This is a genomic window from Nocardioides dongkuii, from assembly GCF_014127485.1.
Taxonomy (GTDB): domain Bacteria; phylum Actinomycetota; class Actinomycetes; order Propionibacteriales; family Nocardioidaceae; genus Nocardioides; species Nocardioides dongkuii.
In genome coordinates this window covers 469,046-481,443 of record NZ_CP059903.1, presented here as the reverse complement: position 1 = coordinate 481,443, position 12,398 = coordinate 469,046, and the positions used below count along the sequence as shown (strand labels likewise).

General features: G+C 75.4%; 14 protein-coding genes and 1 tRNA gene. 9 read left to right on the top strand and 6 right to left on the bottom strand.

What is annotated here, in order from left to right; translation table 11 throughout:
- Positions 1-4 precede the first annotated feature (4 nt).
- Both H4O22_RS02195 and H4O22_RS02190 read left to right on the top strand, forming a co-directional pair.
- Positions 5-805 (top strand): S-methyl-5'-thioadenosine phosphorylase, encoded by an 801-nt coding sequence (locus H4O22_RS02195; protein WP_182525472.1) that lies wholly within the window; start codon positions 5-7, stop codon positions 803-805.
- Positions 802-1,848 carry an NAD-dependent epimerase/dehydratase family protein gene (locus tag H4O22_RS02190; RefSeq protein WP_182525471.1) on the top strand — a complete coding sequence of 349 codons (1,047 nt, stop codon included), beginning with the start codon at positions 802-804 and terminating at the stop codon, positions 1,846-1,848. The genes H4O22_RS02195 and H4O22_RS02190 overlap by 4 nt, the downstream gene beginning before the upstream one ends.
- 4 nt (positions 1,849-1,852) lie before the next feature.
- On the opposite strand, the gene H4O22_RS02185 is transcribed toward H4O22_RS02190, so the two are convergent.
- The gene (locus H4O22_RS02185) at positions 1,853-3,193 is read right to left on the bottom strand and encodes a hypothetical protein (protein ID WP_220451255.1); all 1,341 of its coding nucleotides are present in this window, start codon (positions 3,191-3,193) and stop codon (positions 1,853-1,855) included.
- 59 nt (positions 3,194-3,252) lie between these two features.
- Here H4O22_RS02185 and H4O22_RS02180 point away from each other — a divergent pair, with 59 nt between their 5' ends.
- The 6 genes from H4O22_RS02180 to H4O22_RS02155 all read left to right on the top strand — a co-directional run bounded on the left by H4O22_RS02180 (position 3,253) and on the right by H4O22_RS02155 (position 7,544).
- Positions 3,253-3,909, top strand: a complete 657-nt coding sequence (locus tag H4O22_RS02180; protein ID WP_182525470.1) for a glycosyltransferase family 2 protein — start codon at positions 3,253-3,255, stop codon at positions 3,907-3,909.
- Positions 3,906-4,571, top strand: coding sequence for a TIGR04282 family arsenosugar biosynthesis glycosyltransferase (locus H4O22_RS02175; RefSeq protein ID WP_220451254.1), 666 nt, complete (start codon positions 3,906-3,908; stop codon positions 4,569-4,571). The genes H4O22_RS02180 and H4O22_RS02175 overlap by 4 nt, the downstream gene beginning before the upstream one ends.
- A gap of 94 nt (positions 4,572-4,665) precedes the next feature.
- Complete coding sequence (locus H4O22_RS02170) at positions 4,666-5,334, top strand: methyltransferase domain-containing protein (protein ID WP_220451253.1); 669 nt, start codon at positions 4,666-4,668, stop codon at positions 5,332-5,334.
- Positions 5,331-6,620, top strand: a complete 1,290-nt coding sequence (locus H4O22_RS02165) for a molybdopterin-dependent oxidoreductase (RefSeq protein ID WP_220451252.1) — start codon at positions 5,331-5,333, stop codon at positions 6,618-6,620. Before H4O22_RS02170 ends, H4O22_RS02165 begins: the two co-directional genes overlap by 4 nt.
- Before the next feature lies 1 nt (position 6,621).
- The gene (locus H4O22_RS02160; protein WP_182525469.1) at positions 6,622-7,158 is read left to right on the top strand and encodes a hypothetical protein; all 537 of its coding nucleotides are present in this window, start codon (positions 6,622-6,624) and stop codon (positions 7,156-7,158) included.
- Positions 7,155-7,544: a hypothetical protein gene (locus H4O22_RS02155; RefSeq protein ID WP_182525468.1), complete on the top strand. Its 390-nt coding sequence runs from the start codon at positions 7,155-7,157 to the stop codon at positions 7,542-7,544. The genes H4O22_RS02160 and H4O22_RS02155 overlap by 4 nt, the downstream gene beginning before the upstream one ends.
- Here H4O22_RS02155 and H4O22_RS02150 read toward each other — a convergent pair.
- Both H4O22_RS02150 and H4O22_RS02145 read right to left on the bottom strand, forming a co-directional pair.
- Positions 7,544-7,616 (bottom strand) — tRNA-Thr (locus H4O22_RS02150). The two genes, H4O22_RS02155 and H4O22_RS02150, sit on opposite strands and share 1 nt — an antisense overlap.
- An 80-nt stretch (positions 7,617-7,696) precedes the next feature.
- Positions 7,697-7,891, bottom strand: a complete 195-nt coding sequence (locus tag H4O22_RS02145; protein WP_182525467.1) for a hypothetical protein — start codon at positions 7,889-7,891, stop codon at positions 7,697-7,699.
- Between the two features lie 107 nt (positions 7,892-7,998).
- On the opposite strand from H4O22_RS02145, the gene H4O22_RS02140 reads away from it, so the two are divergent.
- Positions 7,999-8,964: a LysR family transcriptional regulator gene (locus H4O22_RS02140; RefSeq protein ID WP_182525466.1), complete on the top strand. Its 966-nt coding sequence runs from the start codon at positions 7,999-8,001 to the stop codon at positions 8,962-8,964.
- Here H4O22_RS02140 and H4O22_RS02135 read toward each other — a convergent pair.
- The 3 genes from H4O22_RS02135 to tmk are packed head-to-tail and all read right to left on the bottom strand — an operon-like array spanning position 8,919 to position 12,345.
- Entirely contained in the window at positions 8,919-10,499 is a 1,581-nt protein-coding gene (locus tag H4O22_RS02135; protein WP_244963071.1) for an alpha/beta hydrolase, read from the bottom strand. The two genes, H4O22_RS02140 and H4O22_RS02135, sit on opposite strands and share 46 nt — an antisense overlap.
- Complete coding sequence (locus tag H4O22_RS02130; RefSeq protein WP_244963070.1) at positions 10,496-11,677, bottom strand: DNA polymerase III subunit delta'; 1,182 nt, start codon at positions 11,675-11,677, stop codon at positions 10,496-10,498. The genes H4O22_RS02135 and H4O22_RS02130 overlap by 4 nt, the downstream gene beginning before the upstream one ends.
- Positions 11,674-12,345: a dTMP kinase gene (tmk, locus tag H4O22_RS02125; protein ID WP_182525465.1), complete on the bottom strand. Its 672-nt coding sequence runs from the start codon at positions 12,343-12,345 to the stop codon at positions 11,674-11,676. Before tmk ends, H4O22_RS02130 begins: the two co-directional genes overlap by 4 nt.
- Between the last annotated feature and the right edge of the window lie 53 nt (positions 12,346-12,398).

The window sequence follows — 12,398 nt, the reverse complement described above, 5'->3', positions numbered from 1 at the left end:
GCCCATGGACGAACGCATCGCCGACGTGGCGGTCATCGGCGGCACGGGGTTCTACTCCTTCCTCGACGACGCGGAGGAGCACAAGGTCGACACGCCGTACGGCGCCCCCTCGGCGCCGATCTCGGTCGGCACGGTCGCCGGCCGGCGGGTGGCGTTCGTGCCGCGGCACGGACGGCACCACGAGCACCCGCCGCACGCGATCCCGTACCGCGCGAACCTCTGGGCGCTGCGCTCGCTCGGGGTCCGCCAGGTCCTGGGCCCGTGCGCGGTCGGGGGCCTGCGGCCGGAGGTGGCGCCGGGCGACCTGGTCGTGCCCGACCAGCTCGTCGACCGCACCCACCGCCGGGTCGGGTCCTTCGTGGAGTCCGGGGCGGTCCACCTGCCCTTCGCCGACCCCTACTGCGACCGGCTGTCGGAGGCGCTCGCCGGCGCCGACCCGCAGGTGCGGCGCGGCGGCACGATGGTGGTGGTCGAGGGCCCCCGCTTCTCCACGCGCGCCGAGTCGCAGCAGTACGCCGCGGCGGGCTGGTCGCTCATCAACATGACCGGCGCCCCCGAGGCGGCGCTGGCCCGCGAGCTGGGCCAGTGCTACGCCCCGCTGGCGCTGGTGACCGACATGGACGCCGGCATCGACGCCGGGGCCGGGGTCGGCCAGGAGGAGATCTTCGCGCTGTTCCGGGAGAACCTGGAGCGGCTCACCGCCCTGCTGACCCGGGTGGTCGCCGACCTCCCCGACCCCGCCAGGTGCACGTGCTCCACCTGGTCGGACGGGATCGAGCTCACCTACGAGGTGCCGGGACCGTGAGGGTGCTGCTGACCGGCTCCGCCGGGTTCATCGGCACAGCGATCGGCACCGCCCTCGAGGCGGCGGGGCACGACGTGGTCCGGGTCGACCTGATGCTCGACAAGGCCCACGGCCGCGCCGAGCCGCCGCCGGGGACGCACCTCCTCGACGTCCGGGACGCTGGCGCCTGGGGACCGGACCTGCTGGCCGAGGTGGACGCGGTGTGCCACCAGGCAGCCGTCGTCGGCGCGGGCGTCACGGTGGCCGACCTCCCCGAGTACGCCGGCCACAACGACCTCGGCACCGCCGCGCTGCTCGCCGCGATGCACGCGGCCGGCGTCGACCGGCTGGTGCTCGCCTCCTCGATGGTCGTGTACGGCGAGGGGCGCTACATCTGCCCCGAGCACGGCGAGCAGGCCCCGCCACCGCGCACGCGCGCCGCGCTCGACGCGGGCGACTTCGAGAACCGGTGCCCGGTCTGCGGCGCGGCCCTGGGGTGGGCGGTCGTGGACGAGGACGCCCGGCTGGACCCGCGCAGCTCCTACGCCGCCAGCAAGCTCGCCCAGGAGCACTACGCGTCGGCGTGGGTGCGGCAGGCGGACGCCGCCGCGGTCGCCCTGCGCTACCACAACGTCTACGGACCGGGCATGCCCCGGGACACGCCGTACTCCGGGGTGGCGGCGATGTTCCGCTCCTCCCTCGAGCGCGGTGAGCGGCCCCGGGTCTTCGAGGACGGGGCGCAGGTGCGCGACTTCGTGCACGTCGACGACGTCGCCCGCGCCAACGTCGCCGCGCTCGAGGCCGTCACCGCCGAGCGCACCGGCCGGTACGCGGCGTACAACGTCGCCTCCGGGCACCCGATCACCATCCGCGAGGTCGCGGAGCTGGTGGGCCGGGGCGTCGGGGGCGGGATCGCGCCCGAGGTGACCGGCGGCTACCGCCTCGGGGACGTGCGGCACGTCGTCGCGAGCCCGGAGCGGGCCAAGGCCGGGCTCGGGTTCACCGCGCAGGTGCACCCCGCGGCCGGGCTCGAGACGTTCGCGACCGCTCCGCTGCGGGCCTGACCCCTCACCAGCTCGTGTAGAGCAGGTGCTGGACGACCAGGGCGCAGGCCAGCTGCAGGAGGAGCCCCCAGCGCCGCCAGCCCGGGGGCAGGAGCGCCAGCGAGACCGTCAGCCACGGGACGAAGAGCAACCAGATCCGCTCGACCTCGCCCTTGCTCATCCGGGACAGGTCCGCGACCAGGACGGCAGCGACGGCCGCGCCGACCAGCAGCACCGCCGGACGGGACGCCTGCCGGGCCGTGGCCGCCGCGTGCGCGAGCCCGGCCCCGAGCAGGGGGCCGGCGGAGACCAGCAGCGCGGCGAGGTTCGCCCACATCCAGTACGCCGCGGGCCGGTCCGCGGCGATGCCGTCCCAGTAGCGCTCGACGAGCACCGGGTAGGCCTCCCACCACGCGAAGCCGGCGGCGGCGAACCCCAGCACGACCGCGAGCGCGGAGACCGCGGCGACCGGCAACGGCAGCCAGGAGCGCGCCGCCACCAGCACGGCGAGCGCCACCAGGCCGACGAGCGGCAGCCCGTAGGAGAGCAGGGTGCCGTACCCGAGCAGCAGCCCGGCGAGCACCGACCAGGCCACGGCGGGCCCCTGGGCGGTGCGGGTGGCGCCGAGCGCGAGCGCCGCGATCCCCCACGCCGCGACGGCCGCGAAGATCGCGTCGGCGGAGACCGCCATGAACACGGCGGCGGGGGTGAGCACGAGGAAGGGGGCGGCGCGCCGCGCGACGTCCTCGGCCCCGAGCGCCCGCAGCGTCGTGAGCACCGCGAGCGCGGTGGTCGCCGCGACCGCCACCACCACCAGCGCCGCGGCCAGGTCGCCGCCCAGACCCACCCCCACCAGCAGGACGAAGAACAGCAGCGCCCCGGGCGGGTGGCCGGCCACGTGCGTGACCCAGTTGTCCTCGGCGTCGGAGGGGATCCGGTCGACGTACCCGCGCAGCAGGGCGCCGACGTCGTCGACCTCCCGCGCCGTCGGGAGGTACTCGAACTCGTTGCCCAGCACCCGGGTCAGCCCGTCGGTGCCGTCCACGAGCGCCAGCGCGAGCAGCCACGCCAGCCCCGCGGCGTACGACGCGGCGAGGAGCAGCCGCCACGGGAGCCGCTCGGCCAGCCCCGCGGCGTACCTCCAGGCGAGCAGGGCCAGGAGCACCGCCGGCAGCGTCCCGGGCCCCCACGCCTGGGGGTCCCACAGCCCGTGCAGGGGCGGCACCTCACGGTCGGAGGCGGACCGGGGCGCCCGCGCGGCCACCTCCCAGTCCAGCAGGGGCGGCAGGGCGAACGCGAGCACGACCAGGACGACGGCGACGCCCAGCCCGAGCGCAGGCGCGAGGCGGGCGCGGGGCGGGGTCACGGGCCGACCCTAGGGCGGCGACCCACGCGGCGGGGTTTCGGGCAGGGCACCGGGGAGCCATGACCGTCTGCGACCTCGTCCTCCCCTGCAAGGACGAGGGCCCGGCGCTCGCCGCGCTGCTCCCCCGGGTCCCCGACCAGCTCGCGGTGGTGGTGGTCGACAACGGCTCGCTCGACGACACCGCCGAGGTGGCCCGCCGGCTCGGCGCCACCGTGGTCCGGGAGGACCGCCCGGGGTACGGCGCGGCGGTGCACGCCGGCGTGCTCGCCGCGACGCACGACCTGGTCGCGGTGATGGACGGCGACGGCTCGTTCGACCCCGCCGAGCTGCTGGCGCTCATCGACGACGTCGCGTCCGGCCGTGCCGACCTGGCCGTGGGCCGCCGGCGGCCGGTCACCCGCGGGGTCTGGCCCTGGCACGCCCGCGCGGGCAACGCGCTGATCGTGGCGTGGCTGCGCCGGCGGATCGCCATGACGCCCCACGACATCGCCCCGATGCGGGTCTGCCGCCGCCAGGCGCTCCTCGACCTCGACGTGCAGGACCGGCGCTTCGGGTATCCCGTGGAGCTGATCTCGAAGGCGACGAACGCCGGGTGGCGCGTGACGGAGCGGGACGTCTCCTACCACCCCCGCGCGGAGGGCACCCGTTCCAAGGTCTCCGGCACGGTGCTCGGGACCGTGCGCACGGCGCGGGACTTCTGGCGGGTGCTGGCGTGAGCGCCCGGGCGCTGGTCGTGGCCAAGGTGCCGGTGCCGGGGCAGGCCAAGACGCGGCTCGGCGCCGACATCGGCATGACCCGGGCCGCGGAGGTTGCCGCGGCCGCGCTCCTCGACACCCTGGCCGCGTGCACCGAGGCCTTCGGGGCCGAGCGTTGCCACCTCGCCCTCGCCGGCGACCTCGCGGAGGGCGTCCTGCACGCGGAGATCGAGGCCGCGCTCGCCGGTTGGACGGTCCGGCCCCAGCGCGGTGACGGCTTCGCCGAGCGGCTGGTGCACGCCCACGCAGACCTCGCGTCGGCCGGGCCCGGGCCCGTCGTACAGGTCGGTATGGACACGCCGCAGGTGACCCCGGAGCTGCTGCTCCGTGCTGTCGCCGCGCTCGACGCCGGCCGTCACGACGCGGTGCTGGGCCCGGCCGAGGACGGTGGCTGGTGGGTGCTGGCGCTCCGCGACCCGCGGGCCGCCGCGCCGCTGCGGGACGTGGCGATGTCGACCGCCACGACGTACGCCGACACCCGCCGGGCGCTCGAGGCCACCGGGATGCTGGTGGCGACGACCACAACGGTCCGCGACGTCGACACGCTCCCGGACGCCGAGGCCGTCGCCACGTCCGCCCCCGGAAGCCGCTTCGCGCGGACGTGGGCCGGCGTCCGGCCGTGACCACTCCCGACCACCGGGCCACCCATCCGATCGGGACGCCGCTCCGAAGCATCCCCATGACCTCTCCCGGCGGGCTCGACGACGGTGGGTCCCCATGACCGCGGAGCTCAGTTCCGCCGAGGCGATGGACGCCGCGTTCACCGGCCGGCCCTGCCTGCTCGTGACGGCCGACGGCCGGCGACGACCGATGACCGCGGACCTGTGGTCGGGACCCGCCTCGCCCGCCGACCTCGAGCTGCTCGTGGACCCCTGCGACGGACCGACCCTCGACGTGGGCTGCGGCCCGGGGCGCCTCGCCGGCGCCCTGGCGGCGCGCGCGATCCGGGTCCTCGGCATCGACATCTCCGCGGTCGCCGTCCGCCAGACCCGCGCCCGCGGCGCCGACGCCCTTCGCCACGACGTCTTCGACGACCTCCCCGTGCCCGACCGGTGGCAGCACGTCCTCCTCGCCGACGGCAACGTCGGTCTGGGCGGCCAGCCCGTCCGGCTGCTGAGGCGGGTGGCGGCCCTGCTCGTCCCCGGCGGCACCGTGCTGGTGGAGCTGTCCGGATCGGGGGCGCTCGCGGTGCACGAGAACGTGCACCTCCAGGTCGACGGGCGCAGCACCGGCACCTTCTCCTGGGCGACCGTGGGCGAGGACGCCATCGACGAGGTCGCCGTCTCGGCCGGTCTGGTCGTGGACGGGGTGCGGCACGCCGGGGGGCGTCAGGTCGCGACGCTGCGGCACCCCCTGGGCGCACCGGCGCTCTGGCACACCGGGTGAGGCGTCCCCCGGGGGCGGACCCACGGGCGTGGCGGAGCCCGCTGCGGGGCCCGTGGTTCACCTCGGTCCTCGGCGCGGTGCTCCTGGTCGCCCTGCCGGTGGTGGCACTCACCGGCCTGCTGTCCTACGCGGCGTACGGGCCGGGCCTGGGGCAGGCCCGCCCCGCCGACGTGGGGTGGCTGCGCCTGCCGTCCTTCGACTGGCCGACCGACCCGGCGTGGCTCTACCGCCTCACCCAGGGGCTGCACGTCGGCCTCGGGCTGGTGCTGGTGCCGGTCGTGCTCGCCAAGCTGTGGTCGGTCGCCCCGCGGCTGACGTCATGGCCCCCCGTGCGCTCGCCGTCGCACCTGCTCGAGCGGCTCTCCCTGCTGCTCCTCGTCGGCGGGCTGCTGTTCGAGATCGCGACCGGCGTGCTGAACATCCAGTACGACTACCTCTTCGGCTTCAGCTTCTACACCGCCCACTACTACGGGGCCTGGGTGTTCATGGCGGGGCTGGTCTCCCACGTCATCCTCAAGCTCCCGCTCCTGGTCGCGGCGCTCCGGTCGCGCTCGCTGCGCGAGGAGCTGCGGACGCCGCTGGCGTCGACCCTCCCGGAGGACCCCGCGCGTGACCTCGCGGCGCCGTACCCCGCCGACGACAGCCTGGTGGCCGTGGCGCCCGCCCCCGCGACCGTGAGCCGCCGGGGCGCGCTGGCCCTGGTGGGCGGCGGCTCGCTGATGGTGCTCGCCCTGACCGCGGGCCAGACGGTCGGCGGCGCCACGCGCCAGCTCGCGCTCCTGCTCCCCCGGGGCCGCGACACCGGCGACGGTCCGAACGACTTCCCGGTCAACCGCACGGCGGAGGCCGCGGGGATCAGCGCGGCGGCCGTGGGCAGCGGCTGGCGGCTGGTCCTCACCGGCGCCGAGGGGCAGGACCCGGTCGAGCTGGACCGAGCAGCGCTCCTGGCCCTGCCCCAGCACACCGCGACGCTCCCGATCGCCTGCGTCGAGGGCTGGTCGACCACCGAGACCTGGACCGGCGTCCGGCTGCGCGACCTGGCCGCCCTGGTCGGCGTCGAGGACCCCGACGGCGCCGAGGTCGAGTCGCTGCAGGAGAGCGGAGCCTTCCGCCAGGCGGCGCTCAACGCAGGCCAGGCGGGGCACGCCGACTCGCTGCTCGCGCTGCGGGTCAACGGCGTCGACCTCTCCCTGGACCACGGCTTCCCCGCGCGGATCATCGTCCCCGCCATGCCTGGGGTGCTCAACACCAAGTGGGTCGCCGCGGTCCGCTTCGGGGGTCGGTGACGTGCGGCCCGGCACCGAGCACGTCGCGCGGGGGCGGTTCCGCGCCCGGTACGGCGACGGGCCGCTCCACCTCCTGGTCGTGCTCGCCAGCCTGGCGCTCGCGGCGTACGCCGCCCTGACGCTGGGGGTCGGGGCGCTCTGGGACACCGAGGTCTGGTGGCACTCGATCCTGGTGTGGTTCGTCGGCGCCGCGATCGCCCACGACGCCGTCCTGTTCCCGGCGTACGCCCTGGCCGACCGGCTCCTCGTCCGGGCCGTGCCCGGTCCGGGGCGCTCCCGTCCCCCGGTGTCCGCGCTCAACCACGTCCGGGTCCCGCTGCTCGCCGCCGGGCTGCTCCTCCTCCTCTTCTTCCCCGGCATCCTCGAGCAGGGAGCGTCGAGCTACCGGGCCGCCACCGGCCAGACGCAGGAGCCGTTCCTCGAGCGGTGGCTGCTGCTGAGCGGGCTCGCCTGCACCGTCAGCGCGGTCCTGTACGTCGCCCGGCGGGTGCGGGCCGGCCGGGCCTGGGAGCGCTCAGGAGAGAAGATGCCTCGATGACCGACGAGACGGAGGACCGGGGAGCGACGGGCTGGTTCTCCGTCTCGTCGCTCGGCCCGCAGCACGACCTTCCCGACGACCCGGTGCGGGACGTGGACATCCGCGTGGACGAGTACGGCGGACCGTTCTGGTCCAGCGACGGCGCCCTGGGCGACGACTTCGAGGAGCTGCGGGCCTGGATCGGCATCTCGCGAGCCCTGTACGCCGACGTCATGGCGTGGCACGACGCCGCGCAGGCTGCACCGGTGGCGACCGCGACGCAGCGGGCCCGGCAGAAGCTGCTGCGCCGGCTCGCGGCGGAGCTGCCGCCCGAGATCGAGGTGACTGACAGCCCCAGGAACCGACAACCCCCGCCTGCGTCTCCGCGGACAGGGGTTGTGGAGTGAGCCGCCTGTCGGAATCGAACCGACGACCTTCTCATTACGAGTGAGACGCTCTACCGACTGAGCTAAGGCGGCGCGCTGCCCGGCGCGGTCGGGGACCTGCCGGGCAACCCGGGAAGTATACGAGCGCCGCCGCGAGGCGCGAAACCGGTGGGTCAGGCGGCGAGCGCGGGCTCGCGCTCGACCGGGGTGGCCGACGACGAGGTGAGGCTCATCAGCGCGGTCTGCTCGGCGCCGCACCAGCAGGTGAAGGTCGCGAGCGGGCCGCGCGGGGAGTCGGCGACCGCCGACACCTGGGAGAGGAAGATGAGCTGGCGCTGGGCGCAGGCGGTGCAGGTGTGGGTGAACACGGCGGGTCCTTTCTCGACTCGGCGGCACGGTGGGATGACTCCATTCTCCGCTCCCCACGGCCATAGGGGTAGCCTCTCTTTCCGATCCCAGATATAGGCTGAGCCTTGTGCTTTCTGTGCACCAGCTCACGTGCTTCCTCGCCACCTACGAGCAGGGCTCGCTGACCCGTGCCGCCGAGGAGCTCGGGTACGCCCAGCCCTCGGTCTCCGAGCAGATCCGCGCCCTCGAGCGGTCCCTCGGCGTCCAGCTGTTCCGACGGGTCGGTCGCGGCGTCGTCCCGACGACCGTCGCCGACACCCTGCGGCCGTACGCCGAGCGGGTGCTGTCCTCGATCGACGAGGCGGAGCGCGCGGTGCAGGGCGCCCGGTCGCTGGAGACCGGGACCATCCGGTTCGGGATGTTCGGGACCGCACGGCTCTACGCCGGCGCCGGTCTGGTCGCCGACGTGCTCACCCGCTACCCCGGCGTCCGGGTCGAGCTGATCGGGCAGAACTCCACCGACGTCCAGGAGGAGCTGCGCCGGGGCCGCCTCGAGGCCGCGATGATCGCCGTCGCCGCCGCCACCAGCGAGGGGATGACGGTCACCCCGGTCGCGCGGGACGAGCTCGTCTACATCTCCGCCGACCCCGAGCGGGTCGCCTCCCCCGTCACCGCGCACCGGCTCTCCCAGGCCTCGCTCGTGCTGCCGGAGACGACCTGGCGCGCCAACGACTCCACCCGGATCGTGCTGCGGCAGATGCTGCACGAAGCCGGGCGCAACCCGCAGACCCGGATCGAGGTCGAGGACGTCGAGACCGCCGTCGAGCTGGTCGGCATGGGCCTGGCGGACAGCGTCGTCCCGCGGGGCGCCGTCGACCAGCTGCTCCCCCGGCTCGCGCCGAACGCCGGCTGGGCCTCGCTACGCCCGCGCCAGCACGACGTGCTCGCCATCGTGCACCGCTCCGACGCGACGCTCTCCCCGGCGGCGCAGCTGATGATCGAGCTCGCGACCCGCCGGATCCAGTCGATCGCCGAGCCGATCCGCGGTCAGCAGCGCAGCCCGTCCTCGGGCACGATGCCGTCGATCAGGTAGGCCTCGATCGCCTCGTCGACGCACGCGTTGCCCGCGTTGTAGCCGGTGTGCCCGTCGCCCTCGCGGGTGACGAGCACCGCGGAGGCGAGCTGGTCGGCGAGCGCCTCGGCCCAGACGTACGGCGTGGCCGGGTCGCGGGTGGTGCCGACCACGACGATCGGCGCCGCCCCCTCGCCCCGGATCGTCAGCGGCGGCTCGGCCGACCGCGGCTCGAAGCCCGCGCACCCGACCAGGCCCCACGCGAAGATCCGGCCCAGCGTCGGCGAGGCCTCCTCGAACGCCGCGAATTCCCCAGGGACGTCGGCCACCGGTACGGACGCCGGGTCGTCGAGGCAGTTGATCGCGAAGATCGCCTCGGCGCTGTTGTCGAGGTAGCGGCCCGACTCACGCGAGGCGTAGAAGTCGGCGAGCAGCATCAGCACGGTGCCGTCGCCCTCGAGCGCCCCCTCGAGGCCGGCGTCGAGCAGGGGCCAGTTCTCGCGCCCGTAGAGCGGGGTGATCAGCCCGTAGAAGGCGCTGCCGATCTCGAGCTCGCGGCCGTCCTCGGTGGGCAGCGGCTCGGCGTCGATCTCGTCGAGCAGGTCGGTGATCCGGGTGAGCCCCTCCTCGACACTGTCGCCCAGGAAGCAGTCGCCGCCCGCGACGCAGTCCTCGACGTACGCCCGCAGCGCGGTCTCGAACCCCGCGGCCTGCTGCAGCGACTTCTCGCGGGACGTCAGGGACACGTCGACGGCGCCGTCGAGGACCATCCGGCCGACCCGGTCGGGGAACAGCTCGGCGTACGTCGCGCCCAGCTGGGTGCCGTACGACGCGCCGAAGTAGAGCAGCTCGGGCTCGCCGAGGGCCGCGCGCAGCACGTCCATGTCGCGGACCGCCTCGACCGTCGAGACGTGCCCGGCGAGCTCGCCGGAGCGCTCCACGCAGCCCTCGCCGAACGCGGTGACCTGGTCGACGAGCTCCTCGACCTCCTCCGGGCTGTCGGGGGCCGGGTCGGAGGCGAGGTACTCGTCGAGCTCCTCGTCGGAGAGGCAGTCGACGGGCGCGCTCTCGCCGGTGCCGCGCGGGTCGAAGCCGACGACGTCGAAGACGTCGGTGATCGGGTCGCGGAAGCTCTCGCCGGACCGCTCGGCGTAGTCGGTGCCGGGCGCGCCGGGACCGCCCGGGTTCACGACGAGCGACCCGATGCGCTCGTCGGGGTCGGCGGCGGGCACCCGGAGCAGCGCGAGGTCGATCGTGGCCCCGTCGGGGTCGGCGTAGTCGAGCGGCACGGTGAGCGTGGCGCAGTCGGCCTCGCCGCAGGCCTCCCAGGACAGCTCCTGGGAGTAGTAGGGCGCGAGCTGGGGCTCAGGCGGGTCGGTCGCCCCCGCCGGCGGTGGCGTGGGCGGGGCCGCCTCGGGCCGGGCGTCGGCGGACCCCGCGGACCGGCCGGGGTCGTCGTCGCCCCCGGTCAGGCCGACGATCGCCACACCGAGCGCGCCGAGCACCATCGCCAGCACGATGAGGAGCACCACCACGCGCACCGTGCGGGGGCTCACCGGACGCTCCCGTCGGGGGCCATCAGCGCCACCATCATCGACTCCAGGGCCAGGGGGACCGGCACGTTGAACTCCAGCATCTGCTCGCGCGCCTCGAAGATCCAGCCGATCCGGCGCAGGTTCAGCTCGGGCGACGCAGTGGCGACGACCTGCTCGATGTCGGCGCGGATCTCGCCGTTGACCAGCTCGCCGGCCGCGCCCGTGGCGAGCGCGATGGCGTCGCGGTAGACCGAGACCAGGTCCATCAGCGCCCGGTCGACGACGTCGAGCTGGCGGCGCTTGGCGCGCGACTTCTGGTCCTTGAGCAGCAGCGCCAGGGCGGGGGCGTACTCGCGGGGCCGCCGGCCGCGCTCGACCACGCCGTACGCCGCGTCGAGGTCGACCTTCTCGCGCGCGTCGAGGTCGCCGGTCACGACGTCGGCCTCCTCCTTGGTGACCTCGGCCAGCCGCTTCGCGGCGTCCATGCACCGGCCCAGGGAGGTGAGCGACGCCGGGATCGAGACCACGTCGCGACGCCGGTTGCGGGTGGCCTCGTCGCGGGCGAGCGCCCGGGCCCGGCCGATGTGGCCCTGGCTGGCGTTGGCGGCGTACGACGCCAACGCGTCGGGCACGCCCTCGGTGCGGGCGAGGAACGCCGCGACGTCGGCCGCCGAGGGGGTGCTGAGGGTGACCATCCGGCAGCGCGAGGCGATCGTCGGCAGCACGTCCTCGACGGTCGGGGCGCAGAGCATCCACACGGTGCGCGCCGCGGGCTCCTCGATCGCCTTGAGCAGCGCGTTGACCGCCCGCTCGGTCAGCCGGTCGGCGTCCTCGACCACGATCACCTGCCAGCCGCGGCCGGCCGGGCTCAGCGCGGCCGAGCGCACCAGGTCGCGGATGAACTCGACGCCGAGCGAGAGGCCCTCGGTGCTGACCCGCTTGACGTCGGCGTGGGACCCGGCGAGCACCGTGTGGCAGGCGTGGCAGGTGCCGCAGCCCCTCTCCACCCCGCTGCGCTCGCACTGCAGCGCCGCGGCGAACGCCACGGCGGCGTTGGAGCGGCCCGATCCCGGCGGGCCGGTGAACAGCCAGGCGTGGCTCATCCCGTGGCCACCGGCCGCGGCGCGCAGCGCCTCGATCGCGTGCCGCTGGCCGACCAGGCCCTCCCAGACCGTGCCGGCGCCCACGGCGGCGGTCACGAGGCCACCGCCGCGCGGTCGAGGAGCGGGCGGACCCGGTCGAGCACGGCGGCGGCGATCTCGTCGACGGCGGCCCGGGCGTCGAGCACGAGGTAGTGGTCGGGGTCGGCGGCCGCCATCGCGGCGAACGCCTCGCGCACCCGCTGGTGGAACTCCAGGGACTCCCCCTCGATCCGGTCGCGGCCCTCGAAGCGGCCCAGCCCGGCGGTCGGCTCGAGGTCGAGGACGACGGTCAGGTGGGGGCGCAGGTCGCCGGTCGCCCAGCGCATCACCTGCTCGACCTCGGCGACGTCGAGCGACCGGCCGGCGCCCTGGTAGGCGAGCGCGGAGTCGACGTACCGGTCGGTGACGACCACCTCGCCGCGCTCCAGCGCGGGCCGCACGACGGTGTCGACGTGCTCGGCCTTGTCGGCGGCGTAGAGCAGCGACTCGGTGCGGTCCGACAGCGCCCCGGTCTCGGGGCTGAGCACGATCTCGCGCAGGGTCCGCCCGACGGGGGTGTCACCGGGCTCGAAGGTGAGCAGGACGGTGTGGCCCGCCGCCTCCAGCGCCTCCCGCAGCAGCCGGGACTGGGTGGACTTGCCCGACCCCTCGCCGCCCTCGAAGCACACGAAGACCCCGGTCTCGGCGTACGTCCCGGCCGTCGTGGTCCCGCCCGTCCTCGTCACGACCCGAACCTACGGGGCGGCACCGACGCCCTCCAACCGGGCCTCCCCGCAAG

What these genes read in the sequence shown, in the direction of transcription:
- H4O22_RS02195 (WP_182525472.1), top strand. Translation starts at nt 5, where the DNA reads ATGGACGAACGCATCGCCGACGTGGCGGTCATCGGCGGCACGGGGTTC.
- H4O22_RS02180 (WP_182525470.1), top strand. Translation starts at nt 3,253, where the DNA reads ATGACCGTCTGCGACCTCGTCCTCCCCTGCAAGGACGAGGGCCCGGCG.
- H4O22_RS02170 (WP_220451253.1), top strand. Translation starts at nt 4,666, where the DNA reads ATGACCGCGGAGCTCAGTTCCGCCGAGGCGATGGACGCCGCGTTCACC.
- H4O22_RS02155 (WP_182525468.1), top strand. Translation starts at nt 7,155, where the DNA reads ATGACCGACGAGACGGAGGACCGGGGAGCGACGGGCTGGTTCTCCGTC.